Source organism: Herminiimonas sp. Marseille-P9896 (assembly GCF_903993245.1).
Classification (GTDB): domain Bacteria; phylum Pseudomonadota; class Gammaproteobacteria; order Burkholderiales; family Burkholderiaceae_D; genus Oxalicibacterium; species Oxalicibacterium contaminans.
In genome coordinates this window covers 1,032,206-1,048,422 of the sequence record NZ_CAJEVT010000002.1, presented here as the reverse complement: position 1 = coordinate 1,048,422, position 16,217 = coordinate 1,032,206, and the positions used below count along the sequence as shown (strand labels likewise).

Genomic DNA, 16,217 nt, shown 5'->3' with positions numbered 1-16,217 from the left:
GCCGGTACCTTCAATATTCGTACACTTAATTTCAGTCAGCAGACCCATGTCGATACCTTCAGCGCTGAAGCGGCATACAAGATCAATGACATCAGCGGTATCACTGCGGGTGCAGGCTGGGTCAGCCAGCGTCGTGACGATGGCGGCAGTGACCAGTCGACTCCTATCGCTGCCTTGAGCGGCTACATCGATGTAGATCCGGCCTGGCGTCTGAAGGGTGGCCTGTCACGCAAGGTGCGCGCACCGAGCCTGACTCAACTGTATGAAAGCGCGCGTGGCAATCCGAACCTGAAGATGGAAGAATCGACCACTGCTGAAGTTGGTGTGGTCTGGAAAGCAGGCACGCAGACTACCGTCGATGCGACAGTATTCAACTCTGCGATTCGTAACTTCATCCAGCCGGACAGCAACAGCATTCAGCAGAATCAGGATCGCTTCCGCAATACCGGCCTGGAACTGCTGGCGCGTACGGCAGTGGGCAAGGGGACGATCAGCGCAGGCTATACCTATCTGAGCGCGAAGAACCTGGTGAATGCAGAGTCGCGTACATTGCAATACTTGCCGCGTCATCGCCTGACGCTGGATGCATGGCAACCGCTGACCGATAAATTATCCTTGTTCGGTAGTCTGCTCTATGTAACTGATCAAACTTACTATTCACGTACCGGCACACTGCGCTCTGCTGAGTTGCCATCGTATGTACTGGTTAATACACGCATGAGCTATGACATCGACAAGAAAACGCAATTGTATGTAGGCATAGATAATCTGTTTGACCGTGATTACGCCACTGCCTATGGCTTCCCGCAACCGGGACGCTCGGCCTACGCGGGGCTGCGCGTGCGTTACTGAGAGTAGGGGGCTATCTTGATTCGTTTATGGTCGCTGGCGGTTGTTTTGCTGTCGACCATAGACGGGTATTTCTTATCTTGCGCATATAGTCTGGTCGCCGTTCTTGCCGTTTTTCGAGGATACTCGCCTGATTCCTCAATAGACACTCAAACTACATTGAGCTGGTAACCGAACGAATGGATGCTGACTAAACGCACCTGATTGTCTGAATTGAGTCGCAACTTGCTTCTGAGTTGAGATGCATGAGTGTCAAGGCTTCGTGAGTAGATACCTGTTTTACGTCCCCATATCTCTGACATTATCTGTTCCCTGGAAATTTGCATGCCTATATTCTTAAAAAACAGAACGGCCATGTCAAATTCCTTTGGTTTTAAATCGATTTCTTCACCGCGTACCGAGACGGTCCTGCGTAACAAATCAAAGTAATAAACACCGACTTCGATTTTGGTAACGACCGGTGAAGTTGACGGAACCTTGCTGGCAAAGGGGAGGCGCCCGCGTTTGGTAAGCGCATGTATACGCGCCGATAGTTCCGCTTCTCGAAATGGCTTTCTCATGCAGTCGTCTGCACCGGCCATGAGTATGGTGACGATATCGTCTTCCTGCGCGCCGTCGGTAAGTACAATCACCGAAATGTTTTCGTCAATATTTTCTTTCACCCATTTAATGACATCCATGCCTGATACATCCTGAAGATTCCAATTGAGGATAAGCAAGTCGTATATGTCGTTGGCAAGTGCGGACATCATTGCTTTGCCAGTCATAAACGTAGTGCATTCATGTCCGGCATCAGTGACGACTTTATGAATTTCGCGTGATTCAAGCGGATTGTTTTCTAACGTTACTATTCTCATTTTGATTTCGGTGATGCACTTCGGTACTTTAAATAATAGGGACGCTTGTTTCGCCATTGCTCCGACGGATAACGGAGATGAGCGATCCTGCGTTGACTAAGCCTGAGGGAGAAATCCAACTCAAACAGAGGCGCTGCGACATCAAGACGCAGAGGTAATGAGCTCAAAGAATCTGTTTGCTTAGTGGTTGTTTTTTATTTGCTGGGAGGAACTTTTGAAAACCTCGAAACAGAATTCTTCCACCACATTTCTGAACTTGGCTATCTGTAGTGTTTCAGGCCGAATTCTCTTTCTCCTGCGCCATTTCTGAATAACCATATGTGCCTTATCGAAGTTGCTAACAAGGCCGGGTTCTTCATAAACCAGAAATGCAGCCAGCTCCTCAGGGCGCATGTCCAGCGTTTGCCTTAACTCTTGTATTGATCGATGCAAGTCTTTGTCTAATAGGCGTGGCTTGATCCCTACTTGACTCAACGCCCGTAGGGTCATGATTACGAAAAATATATTCTTCATGCCGGGTTGGATATCCAAGTGCATCAGTGATTTGTCTCCGCCGCTGTCACCATAGAAACTAAAGCCATTGTGAGAAGCAACGGCCGCTGGAACCGGTTCCGGCTGGGATGGAGCGACATGTTTTAGGGTGGGTGATGGAAGAGTTACGGTACGTAACTTTTTGACCATTTCTACTTATTATTTAATGCTGTAATTGCAATGCAATTGCGATGGGAGATAGGTATTTACTGCGAACGTGTTCATTTCTTCTCCGCGGTTAATCTAAGAATTTTCATCTGTAAATCGGCCACACAAAAATACAATGAACATGAAAACAGAAGGGTTAATTTATGAAAACAAAAAGGCGGAATAACGACACTCTATGTCAACAATCGTAGTTAAATTTCCGCATTGAAATTTGATGTTGAAATTGAATTAATTTTCGGAAATGAAAATATATTCGACCGGAAATAATACTAACGTTATCTTCACATTTGATCGCAGCATCCACGACCCAAGTAGAAATTAAGGCAGGCTCTTTAGATGATCCGTCGTGCCAGGGCTACCTTCATACTGCGCGTTGTAGTAGGACTGAGCATTCACTGTTGAGTGGGATCCATCCACGTTACCGTTGCCGGTTATAACTACATTTGTAACATCAGCGTTGTGATTGATATAAGCGCTCCCGTCAACGATAGGTTGCCAAGCTGACACGTAAGAGTAAGTATATCCACTACCCAAGGCACTGCCTTGTACGCTAGCACTGCCGTTGCCAACTACAGCGGTAGCACTATCCCCATCGACCTTTACGCTGACGATACCGGTAGCATCGCCCACAACTCGCTCTTCACTAAGTGGATTGCCAGAATTATCGTAGCGTATACTTAGCGGCTGGATAGTGCCAACCACAACGCTACCTGATTGAATGCCATGTGCTATAGCAGCACCGACTCCTACACCAGTTACCATCCCGGATACATTAGATGTCGTACTTCCTGATATTTCGCCTGCATATGCCGAGACAGCGCTCTGCTGGTATGGCTGACCTAAATCAGATGTGTAAGCATCTTTGGCGGATGGCGCCGCAGTCTGGTAAGACGAGGCACTACCATAGTGAGTAGCTGAACCATTCGCTCCACTGGAGCTTGAGCTTGTGTTTACAGTGCCAGATACATTGACGCGCGGAGTCTGCGATGGAAGAGGGAGTCCGGCAGGCAGGCTTTGAGCGAAACACATGGTTGTCGCCAGGTTCATAAATATCGCAAGAGATTTTTTCATTTGCTAATTAAATTAGTTATATCGATCGAATGCAGCATGCCGGATCGCAAAGATGAATAATTAATTGTCACCACCACTACCTGAGGATTGAAACAAGTCAGTAGCGGTAGCGTTATAGAGACCATTTTGGGTTGCATCCGCATTCACGGTGTAGCCTACATTTCCATACATCGGAACTGCGTTTGTATTTGCATTGCTACTGCCATTGGTCGAACCTTCTGCTCTGGCCTGGTTGTTGTACCAGGCATTTGCAGGAATGGCAGTCGCTTCTGCGTTGTTGCGAGCGTTGCCATTCGAATACACCTGTACAGAACCATCGTTTGTTACAGTTGTTGAACCGCTGGAATAAATACTTGCGCTTGATTGAATATCAGCCTGTCCATGCGTCTCGGGCGCCACATAAGGTTCGGGCCAGATCGGGCTAACAGAAATCGCTTGAGCTGCGTACGCATTTCCTTGCTGTGAGGCCGCAGCATTTGCACTACCGGTGCCAGCGCCGTAGGAGCTCATTGATGAACTGCCATTCGATTGAAGTCCTGCAATGACTTGTCCCATGCTTTGGTCAGGTGCGATGTATTGGCTACTTTGCGCGCTGGTATTGTTTGTCGACGAGGCATACGAGTTGTGGTTCGAGTAGCTGTTCGGTGAGCTCGCGATGGATACACTGCTCGCTGACGTATTTGATACAGAAGCGGTGCTGACAGAGTTGGCCGGAAGTGCTGTGGTTTGCGCTTGAACTGCGGGGGGATATACCAATACGCCACAGCATACGGCTAGCGCAAAAGAGAACGTTTTATTTTTCATACATTCATTACTTGCTACCAGGCACACACGCGGCCTGTTTCGCCTTTGTCACCTTGCGAACTTTTTTCACGGGCACAGGCGTCCGATAGTTTTGTATCGGCTCTGATTTGAAAATAGGGGCAGGAAGGATAGGATTGGCGACTTTAGTAGGCTGCTCTTGAACCAAAGGCCGGAAATAGAGATATTCCGCGCGTCCGAGTTTAGGTTGCCAGTCATAACCCTGGCATTGCAAACCTTTAATTGTTTTTATACAAGGCACATCCACTACACGCGGCCATATGGTGGCTGCGGTTGGGTGACCCGGTAAGTATTGCGGTGCATGATAGAGGTCGTTACCCATGGCGGTGGCGTTTTCCAGACCCTGGATGCCGGGTGTGCCAGAGCCATACTCATTACGCAGGATGCTGACATCCAGCGCAAAAACCTGGGTACAAGCAGTCCCAAAAACCGCTGACGCTGAGACGCCCAGGACAATCTTTTTCCACATTGCTTCTTCTCCTAAGGAGGGGTTGGATTGTTCCGGACTTAGTTCAGCACTTGCTCAGGCGAGCCACGATTTGTAGTCGTGCCGTTTTCAACGGTAGTAGTTTTTCTGGCATCGTCTTCGCGTTTCTTTTGCGGACAAACGAAACCAGTCAGCTCGAGTGCTTCGCGATTGTCTTTGTCCATGCACATGCGGGCCATAGCGGCACCTTTCATGCCCATATTCCATAGCTCACGCGCATTTTTGATCATGACGCAATTGTCATCGACATAGGTTTTACCCAGCGAGATGCCCAAGCCAGGTGCTGCGACCGCACCTGATGCCGAGCCCATACACGTATCGTTCGAACTGGTGAGCGGAGCAGAATTCATCGATGGAACATTGCGTATGGTTTGTGTTCCGCCGTAATAGATGTTCTGGGTGCTGGCTTGTTCACCACCAGAACTTGTAGCACCCGCAGTACCTGCCGGCGTTTGTACCGATAGATTGATCGTCTGGTTATTACCGGCATTCGAAGCCTCTGATTGCGTCTGTGAGGTGGAAGTAGATTGTGAGTTGCTGGTCGGTACCGTTTGCGCGAAAACGCAGAGCGTAGTGGTGGTAAGCAGAGCAAGTAGCAGAGAATTAACTTTAGACATCTTATAACCTACTAAATAATTTATATTTCAAAAAAGGGAAGCGATGGCACTCGACAACAACAAGTGCGATCTGACTAGCAGCGTTGCTTATCCGGCATGTGCAAGCAGGTCTGTTTTGTAATTGGTTTTGGAGACTGACCTGATAGCGTAATTACTGGTAAATACCTGGCTACTCGCTAAGACCTTGGCTGAGATCTGAATAGCGGTGAAGGGTAAGCAATTAGTGCGGGCCTTTCCCATTTTTTCTCCATGTTTTGATTGAATTTTTGTGCCTTTAAATCAGGCAAAAGAAAAATACAATGAACATGAAAATGGATAGGTTAACGTATGAAAATAAAGCGATCTATTAACGACACTTTCTGTCAACAATAGTAGTTAAATTTCCAAGACGAAATTTAACCAGGCAATAAATTTCCGATTGGAAATTTATTGGTCTAAAAGTGGGGGTGGTTTTTTATATCGAACAATCGAAAAGTCGAATGAAAAACAGAGGAAGTATTGGTACGTACAGCAAGACCCTATCGAACCATATTGCTTCCGGATTTGCTCGACCAATTGCTGCGCATGTGTAGGCAAATCACCGTAACGCCTGACGCAAATCAGGAGCTCACGTGAGACTCACGGATCGAGCAAAGCTATTGCTGGGATTTTGATGAGTTTCTTGAGCCTGTTGGCAGCGCTGGATTGAATGGAGTGAATTGTTTCAATACTGAAGTAGCCTTTTATCAGGCCTGATGTCGTCAGCCGCAACGACCTGCTACCTGCACGGGGCAGGTATCGCGGCTGATACGTATGGGTTTAATGCAGCATCAATGACGCACCCTTTACCATTTGATACGCATACCTATCTTCCCTCCGTATCCATACGAGTCACTACTAGCCAGGCTGGAGTTGTAGCTGACTTCTCCGTACACCGAGTATTTGTCATTATTCCAGTTGTGCGAGCCGCCGAATCCGAGTCCCGCCCACAAGCGGTCATTGCGGCTGGCGAAGGTCCTATCCGCGACTGTGACTGAGGTGCCATCAAAGAACTCGTTGTACAAGTTGGCGATGCCGTAGAGGCGAGTGCGGTTTTCCTGGTACTCAAGACTGAGGCCGAGGCGACCTTGCAAGCTGTCATCACGTCCTTGTTTGACCGATGCACCAAACACATCAGTGAAATCATTGAAGCCTGCTTTGGAATAGATCAGCTGGGCTTGTGGTGTCACCGCCCAGTTGCCATTCATCTTGACGCGCTTGCCGCTCTCGACTGACCAGGCTTGGCCGAATGCATGGTTGCCGCTTTTCAGGCTGTGGACTGAATTGGCCGAGAGGTTGCTGCTGTACCAGGTCAGCTGCGCCATGCCGTCGACATAAAAACCGTCGGCACCGTACCAGGTCAGCGTCCCACCCACACCGTAACCATCGGTGGAGATGCGGCCGGAGCCATAGTTGGCGATGCCGTAACGCCACGATGTCTTGGCGCTGCCGTGCACGTAGTGAAGCATGGCACTGCCGACGAGTTTGCCGTTGCCGTTTTCCATCAGCATGGCGTCTATACCGCCCTGCATTTTGTAGCTGTCGTACTGATAGTCGCTGCCGGAAGTTGACTCCTTAGGTGTCATCCGGTTGTGTCCGCCTTCTACCCGCACCCACATGCCATTCGTTTCGGTAAACGTACCTGTTACGCCGCGACCGTTGTCCTGCGCAGATACATTGTTTTGATCATTCCAGTAACGGTTGCCTACCCTTTGCTGTAGTGTCGGCAAGCCATTTAGTCCCAGCAGGATTTGCGGATAGGCTTCGTAAGTAGGAACGCCGGGTTGGTAGAGCGGTGTGCCCGGTGCGTTCATCAAGGCCGAACGCAAATACCAGCTACCATCTGCGGGTGTGGATGCGCCACCTGCATAGAGACGGTAGGCATATGCGCCAGCCACCACCGCTTGCTGTCCTTCGAAGGTGGTGGTGCCTACCAGTGAGAAGGTACCGTTAGAGGCACCCTGTACTTCAATAATCCTGATGCCTTCGGTCGTTTGTGCCCCGGCGCCGCCGAAGTTCGTTACCGTGACCGGTGTGGCGCCCGAAGTGCTGCCGGTGATGACCAAGCGATCAGTGGCGGAGCTGTCGTCGCCCAGTTGCGTCCTGATTTCGATACTGCCGCCTGCCGGGGTGTAGTTACCGGCGACGGTGAGTGTGCCGAGGGTGCTGCTGTGACCAGGAGCGATAACGCCACGATTGGTGGTGATGCCGACCTGGCCGATACCGGTCAGGCGCGCTCCGGCCAGAACATCGATAGTGCCGCCGAGCGTGCCGTCCATTTGCAGCGTTCCTGCATAGACTGTGCTGTTGCCGGTAAAGGTTGAGCTATTGCCGGTCAGTCTCAGTGTGCCGGTACCCAGTTTGTTAAAGGTGGAGGTGCCGGTAAATGCGGTGCTGATGGCGATGGTGTGTCCATTGGTATCGAACCATGCGCCTTCGGTTCCGACGGTCAGTCCCGTGAATCCATTCAGGAAATTGGTTTCATTGCGGTTAGCGCGCAGTATGCCGCCGTTGAGGTCGAGGTTGATGGTGCCGGCTCCTGCAACTACGGAGCCAGTTTCGACGATACCGCGCCCGCTGGCATCGCCATTGAGATGCAATGTGCCGTTACCGGTGGCGTTATTACCGATCTGAACATCATCACCGACCGTTATCAAGCCGCCTTTGTCGACATTCACGGTGCCCAAGCCGTCAACGCCGATGGCCAGATCATCAGTAACACTTAAGGTCGACGTATTGCCGGTACTGCTAGAGACGTTGACTGTGCCCTGGCCGCCATTTGCGTAGCCCACATAGATCGTTGCAGCACCACCGCCATTTTGCATGGTGCTTACCGTTGCACCTTCAAGTACTTCCAGCGTTCCTGTGCTGCCGAAACCGACATAGATATTATCTACCGGGTCCCAGCTTGACCCGAAGCCGGAGACGGTAACTTGTCCAGTGCCGCCGGTCTGGTAGCCAATAATCCCCTGACCGCTATGTACCGTACCGCCGTTGTTGATCAGTAGTGTGCCGTTGCCGCTAGTCCCGATTTGAAACGATTGCGTGAGAGGATTTTCCCAGGTTGATCCGGCTCCGGAGACAAGCACAGTACCTGTGCTACCGCCATCGTAGCCGATGACGGCTGATCCGCTGTTCCTCACTACGCCGCCATTCAGAATATTGAGCGCACCGATACTGCTTGCGCTAACACCGACTAACACACGGCCGGAACTGGCCCAGGTCGAGGCATTTCCCATGCCGTCTGTACCCTGCACGGTAATGGTTCCATTACCAGTACCTGTGTTACCTATGTAGGCCCAGTCGTTGGTGACGGTACCGCCAGCGTCGATCAGCAAGGTTCCGATACCGGTATCTCCAACGGCCAGATCGCCACCGACATCCCAGTTCTGTGCACCTCCAGGGGGTAGAGAGCTCAAGTCACCAGTGGAGCTTACTGATTGCGCACGCGCCTGCTGCATACCGGCACCTGCATATAGCAATGCAGCGAGCGCGGTAGACAGGATAAAAGCGTGACGATAAGGGATGGGTGTGCTTCGATGCGCGGACTGCTGATGGTGACGGTAAGCCGCGCACCACGCTGGCATGTCGTCTTTGGAAGCAGTTACAGTATTTGCACAATGCAAAGCATCAGTATTGGAATTAGTCATTCATGGTTCCCTATTGATTCAGTATGCAGATGTCAATTTCTGCATAGTCGAGTCAAGGCCGATTAAGGAATCGATATAGATTGCATATCCCTGTATGTAATCTCGGCAGGGACGGCTGAATACTGAATGAAAAATTTCCTTCTTGCAACAAAATAACAATTGTTAACTAATTCAGGTAGGGACCCAGCAGTTCGGTCATCCAGTTGCTGAACACTTGCGCACGCGGTGACAGGCCGCGTCGGTGTGGATAGACGATCTGTACCGGCATCGATGGTGCGCGCCAGTCCGCCAACACTTCGACCAGCTCACCTGCCATTAAATGATCGCGTACATCAAACGCTGGAATCTGGATCAGTCCCATCCCGGCCAGGCAGCAAGCGATATACGTTTCAGCAGTGTTGGCCGAGACCTGCGCATTCATCACCACGGTTTGCAACTGGCCGTCTTCTTCCCATTCCCATTGCACGGCGCGCCCACCGTTCGGCAAGGCGTAATGTACCGTCAGGTGCTGGGACAGATCAGCCGGGCTTAGTGGTGTTCCATGACGGCGGAGATAGGCGGGACTGGCGCAATTAATCATATGGAAGCTGCCCAGGGGGCGGGCAACTAGACTGTCGGACACAACCTGGCCGACGCGTAGCGCAAAATCGATGCCTTCATGTACCAGGTCTATCGGGAGGTCACTGGAACCCAGGTCTATTTCTATATCCGGAAAGCGATCAAAGAACTTCGGCAGCGCAGGTGCGACGTGGCGGCGCGCAATCCTGCTCGGCAAATCCACTTTCAAGCGGCCAGCCATTCCGCGCGTACGCAGCTTGAATTGCTGTTCCAACGTTTCACTGTCAGCCACCAGATTGATCGCGCGCTCCAGCAGCATCTCACCTTCGCGGGTCAGGCTGACGCGACGCGTGGTGCGATGAAATAAACGCGTATCCAGTCGGGTTTCCAATTGCTGGATCGCCAGCGAAACCGTGGGGCGTGGCAGTCCGAGCTGATCTGCGGCTGCAGTGAAGCCGCCGCTATGTGCGACTCGGATGAAGATGCTGAGTTGGTCTATGCGATCCATGGCGCTTTATTGGTAATGAATTCTGAATAGTTTATACATAAATGAGTTGTTTATTAACAAGTGTCTTCGACCGTAAAGTGGACAGGCCTACCATCCATACAACGGAGTTGACATGAGCAAACACACTATCAAAGGTAAAGTCGTACTCATCGCCGGCGGAGCCAAGAACCTCGGCGGCCTGATTGCGCGCGATCTGGCGGCACAAGGTGCGAAAGCCGTCGCCATCCATTACAACAGTGCAGCCAGCGCCGCTGAGGCGAAAGAGACTGCAGCCGCGATTGAGCGCGCCGGTGCCAAGGCTGTCACGCTGCAGGGCGACCTGACCTCTGCTGCTGCTGTTGAAAAACTGTTCGCCGACACGATTGCAGCAGTGGGGCGACCAGACATCGCCATCAACACCGTTGGCAAGGTGCTCAAGAAACCGATGACCGAAACTAGCGAAGCCGAGTATGACGACATGACAGCTGTGAATAGCAAGTCGGCTTTCTTCTTCCTGAAAGAAGCAGGCAAACACGTCAATGACGATGGCAAGGTTTGCACGCTGGTGACTTCCTTGCTCGGTGCGTTCACGCCTTTCTATGCCGCGTATGCAGGTACCAAGGCGCCAGTGGAGCACTACACGCGCGCTGCGGCCAAAGAGTTCGGTGCACGCGGTATCTCGGTGACAGCTGTTGGCCCGGGCCCTATGGATACATCTTTCTTCTATCCGGCTGAAGGTGCAGATGCTGTGGCTTATCACAAGACAGCGGCTGCGCTGTCCGGCTACAGCAAGACCGGCCTGACCGATATCGAAGACGTGGTTCCTTTCATCCGGCACCTGGTCAGTGATGGCTGGTGGATCACTGGCCAGACCGTCCTGATCAACGGCGGCTATACCACCAAATAGGTTGAGCCGATAAGTTCAACTGACCTAGCGCTTTAAATCCCGCGAGCAATTTGTTTCATACCGCGTCTCTTCCGTGTTGAAAGCGGAAGGGCGCGCTAGCCTGCGCGCAGCACCGAGTTTGAGTACTGGCCATCAACGTTAAACACTTTAAAAAATGAGAATAGCGACGCTGGAGGCTGATCAGCTGGAGTCCAACGTCCTGCAGCGCATAGTTGTCGATGCAGGCCATGAATGCACGGCGTTTTTTAATGGGCTATCCCTGATAAACGCCTTGCATTACAAGCGATTTGATTTACTGATACTGGAGTCGCTGTTGCCGGATATGGAAGGTAGTGATGTCATCCGTATGGTCAGGAATAGCGCGAGTAAAAATATGATGGTGATGTTCCTTACGCATCGTATCTCGGACGCAGATGTAGTCCAGGGCATCAGGGCAGGTGCAAACGACTATGTGAGCAAACCTGTCAGTGCATCAGAGTTAACGTTCCGTATCCAGGCACTGCTGAAAATTTCTCCATTACCTGTTTCTGAAGAAAGGACTGTAACACGACACATTCCCGATTTACTGGGAGTTGGTTCTTATTGTTTTGATTTGAAACAGGGAATTGCCACTGTACACGGGCATCCGGTAGCTTTGGAGCCCAAGGAGTTTGAAATCGCGGTACTGCTTTTTTCCCATGCCGGCCAGGTGGTTTCCAAAGAAAAAATTATGAATGCAATTTGGGGGCGTACATCGGTAGTCGGCTCTCGCGCACTGAGCACACATATGTCGCGTATGAGGAGCAAGTTACGCCTGGACCCGGACAACAATGTAAAGTTGGTGACGGTCTATACTAGGGGGTATCGGCTGGATGTTTTCTAATCGCTCTTACCAAATCTCTTTACTCCGGCCGAACCAGCGCGCGCGTTTTTCCGACAAACAGGATATGGTCAGCAGTGATCGCTTGTCGTTCTAATTCATTGCGATCGACCACGACCAATTCATTATAGGTATTCTTGCTCAGGGATGCGTCCGGTTCATAGTGCAAGGTATTGCGTGCATAGTAATCGGACGAATACTCAGGGCGTACCTTATACGCGAGTTGCATGCCTGGTGTAGCCGCACGATGGAAGGCCTGTATCAAATCGCGGTCGGAATTGGCGCTGGCTTTGCTGACGATATATGGACCGCACATGATAGCCAATATGGCCAGCATTGCGAGTGAGATGCCAGTGCGCGTCTGCATGCTAGCCGACGCGTTTTCCAGCCATCTCGCCACCAGTACGCTGAAAGGCAGGGCAGCGGTCAGGCCATAGGTCCAGATGATGTTGCGGCTGAAGCTGAAGAATAGCAGTGGTGCCAGCGTCGCACACCAGAGGAAGCGTTCTATCGCCAGCGATTGCTTAGGGCGCTTGCCAAAGAAACGCAGCAACTCACTAACAAAGATGCCTAGCCACGGCAATATGCCTATGCTCCAGAACACCCAGATCGCACCCATAGGTTGCTGTTGCGCGATGCCGTAGTGATCGCCTTTCCAGCCGGGTACCAGGAAGCGTGAGAAGTGTTCGCCGATGATGAAGTAGTTGAGAAAGCCCGGATTGGCGTACTCAGCCGCGATATACCAAGGCATGAAGATACCCAGCGCCAGTGCCAGTCCACCCCAGCTGAATACCTGGCGGAACATTTGCCACGGACGTCGCTCCACCAATGCGTATGCGATCAATGGCAAACCGATCAGCGCCCAGGTCGCCAGGCCTTTGCACAAGGCACCGAGTCCTATCATGCTCCAGAATGCAAGCCGCCATTTGAAGGCGTCATCGCCACTACTATTTAAGGTACGCCATGCAAAGTAGAGCGCAGCAACGATGATCACCATTTGCAAGGCATCGGTCATGACAGCACCAGCGCACAGGAAGAACAGCGGCGATGCAGCCAACACCGGCGCGACCAGCCAGCTACGACGCAGCTTCATTTCCTTTGCAAAACCCATCGCGACCACGATAGCCAGCACGGATGCGAGTAATGCGGGCAGGCGTGCAGCAAATTCATTGATGCCGAATATTTCCATCGAAACAGCACTAGCCCAGGTGGAGAGTGGTGGCTTGGCGAAGAACGGTGTTTGCGGGTCGATGTGCGGCATCAGCCAGTAACCGTTGCTCACCGCTTGTCGCGCGATTTCGCCATATCTTGCTTCGGTGGTATCCGCCAAGGGCAGCAGTGCCATCAGGCCTATGCGATAAGCCAACAATAGCAAGGTGGCGGCCAGCAAGTACCAGAGATAGGAAGGTACTTTTCTATGCTTGGTAGGTGACGGAGCTTCTGCAAATGAAATGGATTCAGGAAGTGTTTGGGGATTCATGCTGCTCTCTGAGAGGGAAGGCCGGCCGGGCGTTGATCCATGCGTGGTGTGGCTTCGACGCTGACTTGTTTGATGCGTATGGTGGCGTGCAAGCCTTTGCCATCGGTGCCACTGTCCAGTGCAATGCTGGCGTCGTGCTGGGCAGCGATGGTTTTGGCGATGAAGAGACCGAGACCGCTGCCGGACTCGCCGCTGCCTTCGCGACGGTAAAAGCGATCGAAGACGCGTTCGCGGTCGGAGACAGGTATGCCGGGGCCGTTATCGGCAACCTGCAACAAGGCGTGACCATCAACACTCGATACACTGACATCGACCCGACCATGCGCTGGTGTATAGCGCACTGCGTTATCGACAAGGTTGCCGAGCAGGACGCGCAGGTTTTCTTCATCGCCGTACGCGTAGATATGGCTACCGCTGTTGCTGCCTTCGGCGGGTGCGACTACGCCCAGATCGACGTGTTTGTTTTCTGCCTGTGGTGCGAGGTCGGATACGACACCGGACACCAGTTGTTGCAGGTCGACTCGTCGATAATGCCGATCCGGCACGCGTCCTTCATGTCGGGCCAACGTCAACAGTTGTTGCACCAGATGGGTGGCGCGGTTCAGGCGTTCGTGCAATCTGGCCAGGCCGGTCTGTAGCTTGGGATCTTCGTTGTCGCGCTCCACGAGTTGCAGCTGCAGCTTGAGCGCCGCCAATGGTGTACGCAATTCATGCGCGGCATCGGAGACGAAGGCACGCTGCGTGGTGCGGGCTTGTTCGAGACGTGTCAGCAAACCGTTCAACGCCAGCAGCATGGGCTGCAATTCCGGTGGATAGGCTTCGTCGCTGATGGTTTCCAGTGCTTCCGGCGTACGCTGATTGATGGAGGCGGCGAGACGTCCTATCGGCTGCAGTGCGCGCCCGACCACGATCCAGATCAGCAGGCCGAGCAATGGAATCAGCACCACAAATGGGATCAGCGAACGCAAAGCCATGGATGCCGCCATGCGGTTACGGATGGCAGTCGGCTGCGATACCTGGATGAAGCGACCTTGATCCAGCTGGCTATAGACGCGCCAGTTTTGCTGGTTTAGTTTGGTCTTGCTGAAGCCTGTGGTGCTGACACGGCGCAGACTGATGGTCGGTGCCGAGGTAAACAGCAGTTGATTATCCTTGTCCCAGATCTGCAGCATGACTTCGTCTTCCGAGTCATCACCGACCTGTAGCGTATGACCGGTCGATAATTCTGTAGGGAAGGCCGTCGCGATCTGCTGCAACTGGTAGTCGAACATTTCATTCATCTCATGCCGTACTTGCACATATGTGGCAAAGCCAGCCAGCAAGGTGGCAGAGATCATGCCGCCAAACAAATACATGAGCAATTTGCGTCGTATGCTGATCATGCTGCCAATCCCAGCTTGTAGCCTATGCCGCGCACGTTTTTGATGAAATCCGTTCCGAGCTTTTTGCGCAAGCCGTGTACGTATACTTCAATTGCATTGCTGCCTATTTCTTCATTCCAGCCATACAAACGTTCTTCCAGCTGTGCGCGTGACATGACGCGATCGGGCTGGTCGACCAGCGCCAGCAGCAGTGCGAATTCGCGTGCGGATAAATGCAGTGGTACACCTTTGTAGGTAATGGTGCGGGTCGCCGGGTTGATACTTAAGTCTGCATAAGTGAGTTCCGGATTGCTGCGTCCGGCACGGCGTCGGATCAGCGCGCGCATGCGGGCGAACAATTCATCGAGGTCAAATGGTTTGATCAGGTAATCATCGGCACCTGCATCGAGACCTTGTATGCGGGCGCTGGTAGCGTCGCGAGCCGACAGGATGAGTACGGCGGCATCGCCTTGCTTGCGGCGATAGTCATCTAGTACGCAGATGCCATCTTTGCGCGGTAAACCGATATCGAGCAGGATGAGGTCGTAAGTGTGATTGCACAGCGCCAGCTCAGCCGCGTGACCATCCTGCACCCAGTCGACTGCGTAGTTTTCCTTGCGCAATCCTTCTTCCAGGCTCTCGCCTATCATCGTATCGTCTTCTACCAGTAGTACCCGCATGCTTGCTCCATTCATGGCAAAACCGCCCCCGTCGGGGCCAGCCTGTGCGAGCAGGCTAGCGCTGCCGACGTTAAGAGCGGGTTAAGCATGCGATTGCTTGCCCGCAGGAAATTTATTGCTTGTAAACAGGAGCAAACGCCGCTGGTCAAACAGCATGGTGACGCTGGTGACCCATGCCAACGAAAGCAGCAGGCTGGCGGCGATATCGGATGGATAGTGCAAGCCGAGGTACATGCGGCAGAAGCCAACTAGCAGCACGAATGCGCCTGCTGCTATCACTATGACGCGCAGATGGCGTGATGCACGTAGCAGGAAAACCAGTGCCAGCGCGAGCGTCATCGCTTGCATCGCATGACCACTCGGGAAGCTGAAGGTGTTTTCCGGTGCGGCCAGCGCCCACAAGGCAGGGCGGTGCCGTTCGACTATGTGCTTGACGGTCACGTTCAGGATGGCGGAGCCACCGACTGCGGTCAGCCAGAACAGCAGCGCATGCCATTCTCGCTTGAGTACCAGCACCGCCAGTACCAACAAGCTGAACACGGTAACGGCGGCCGATATTTTCAGCGCCAGCTTATCCAGCAAAGGCGTCGCGTATGCATGCAGCGCGAGCAGGAAGGATGAATCGAAGGCATAGCCGACGTCGTTCTTGATGTCGATTGCGAGTGCGCAGAACAACAATGCCGGCAGGAATACGCCGAGCATGGGCATCATGCTCTTGATGGAGAGTTTTTGCGTCCGCGTGGCCGCGACTAGGGATGTGTAAGGTGGGGCTTTATCGGTCTGGTTCATGCCTGCTTCCCGTTGTTAACTGGTAC

The 16,217-nt window shown here is 52.5% G+C and carries 15 protein-coding genes; 3 read left to right on the top strand and 12 right to left on the bottom strand.

All coding sequences use genetic code 11. From position 1 onward, the window contains the following. The coding region (locus H7U06_RS10395; protein WP_175626041.1) for a TonB-dependent receptor domain-containing protein at positions 1-852 on the top strand (852 nt) is incomplete at its 5' end. Positions 853-998: 146 nt separating this feature from the next. Here the strand turns inward: H7U06_RS10395 and H7U06_RS10390 are convergent. The 8 genes from H7U06_RS10390 to H7U06_RS10355 all read right to left on the bottom strand — a co-directional run bounded on the left by H7U06_RS10390 (position 999) and on the right by H7U06_RS10355 (position 10,136). Continuing rightward, positions 999-1,763 (bottom strand): response regulator transcription factor, encoded by a 765-nt coding sequence (locus H7U06_RS10390; RefSeq protein ID WP_254873205.1) that lies wholly within the window; start codon positions 1,761-1,763, stop codon positions 999-1,001. Positions 1,764-1,886: 123 nt separating this feature from the next. Beyond that, complete coding sequence (locus tag H7U06_RS10385; protein ID WP_175626040.1) at positions 1,887-2,387, bottom strand: hypothetical protein; 501 nt, start codon at positions 2,385-2,387, stop codon at positions 1,887-1,889. 336 nt (positions 2,388-2,723) lie between these two features. Then, positions 2,724-3,476, bottom strand: a complete 753-nt coding sequence (locus H7U06_RS10380; protein WP_175626039.1) for a hypothetical protein — start codon at positions 3,474-3,476, stop codon at positions 2,724-2,726. A gap of 60 nt (positions 3,477-3,536) precedes the next feature. Next, positions 3,537-4,280 (bottom strand): hypothetical protein, encoded by a 744-nt coding sequence (locus H7U06_RS10375; protein ID WP_175626038.1) that lies wholly within the window; start codon positions 4,278-4,280, stop codon positions 3,537-3,539. 7 nt (positions 4,281-4,287) lie between these two features. Continuing rightward, the gene (locus tag H7U06_RS10370; RefSeq protein ID WP_175626037.1) at positions 4,288-4,767 is read right to left on the bottom strand and encodes a hypothetical protein; all 480 of its coding nucleotides are present in this window, start codon (positions 4,765-4,767) and stop codon (positions 4,288-4,290) included. Positions 4,768-4,805: 38 nt separating this feature from the next. After that, positions 4,806-5,402 carry a hypothetical protein gene (locus H7U06_RS10365; protein ID WP_175626036.1) on the bottom strand — a complete coding sequence of 199 codons (597 nt, stop codon included), beginning with the start codon at positions 5,400-5,402 and terminating at the stop codon, positions 4,806-4,808. Positions 5,403-6,226: 824 nt separating this feature from the next. Then, positions 6,227-9,070: an autotransporter outer membrane beta-barrel domain-containing protein gene (locus H7U06_RS10360; protein ID WP_254873204.1), complete on the bottom strand. Its 2,844-nt coding sequence runs from the start codon at positions 9,068-9,070 to the stop codon at positions 6,227-6,229. Between the two features lie 166 nt (positions 9,071-9,236). Further along, the gene (locus tag H7U06_RS10355; RefSeq protein WP_175626035.1) at positions 9,237-10,136 is read right to left on the bottom strand and encodes a LysR family transcriptional regulator; all 900 of its coding nucleotides are present in this window, start codon (positions 10,134-10,136) and stop codon (positions 9,237-9,239) included. Positions 10,137-10,248: 112 nt separating this feature from the next. On the opposite strand from H7U06_RS10355, the gene H7U06_RS10350 reads away from it, so the two are divergent. Both H7U06_RS10350 and H7U06_RS10345 read left to right on the top strand, forming a co-directional pair. Next, a complete protein-coding gene (locus H7U06_RS10350; protein WP_175626034.1) occupies positions 10,249-11,022 on the top strand; it encodes an SDR family oxidoreductase in 774 nt (257 codons plus the stop codon). A 154-nt stretch (positions 11,023-11,176) separates the two neighbouring features. After that, on the top strand, positions 11,177-11,884 hold the full coding sequence (locus tag H7U06_RS10345; protein ID WP_175626033.1) for a response regulator transcription factor: 708 nt from the start codon (positions 11,177-11,179) through the stop codon (positions 11,882-11,884). 19 nt (positions 11,885-11,903) lie between these two features. Here H7U06_RS10345 and H7U06_RS10340 read toward each other — a convergent pair whose 3' ends face one another. The 4 genes from H7U06_RS10340 to H7U06_RS10325 form a co-directional block, all read right to left on the bottom strand. Then, a complete protein-coding gene (locus H7U06_RS10340; protein ID WP_175626032.1) occupies positions 11,904-13,361 on the bottom strand; it encodes a glycosyltransferase family 39 protein in 1,458 nt (485 codons plus the stop codon). Next, positions 13,358-14,743, bottom strand: coding sequence for an ATP-binding protein (locus H7U06_RS10335; RefSeq protein WP_175626031.1), 1,386 nt, complete (start codon positions 14,741-14,743; stop codon positions 13,358-13,360). The genes H7U06_RS10340 and H7U06_RS10335 overlap by 4 nt, the downstream gene beginning before the upstream one ends. Next, entirely contained in the window at positions 14,740-15,402 is a 663-nt protein-coding gene (locus H7U06_RS10330) for a response regulator transcription factor (RefSeq protein WP_175626030.1), read from the bottom strand. The genes H7U06_RS10335 and H7U06_RS10330 overlap by 4 nt, the downstream gene beginning before the upstream one ends. Positions 15,403-15,483: 81 nt before the next feature. Beyond that, complete coding sequence (locus H7U06_RS10325; RefSeq protein ID WP_175626029.1) at positions 15,484-16,191, bottom strand: phosphatase PAP2 family protein; 708 nt, start codon at positions 16,189-16,191, stop codon at positions 15,484-15,486. Positions 16,192-16,217 lie beyond the last annotated feature (26 nt).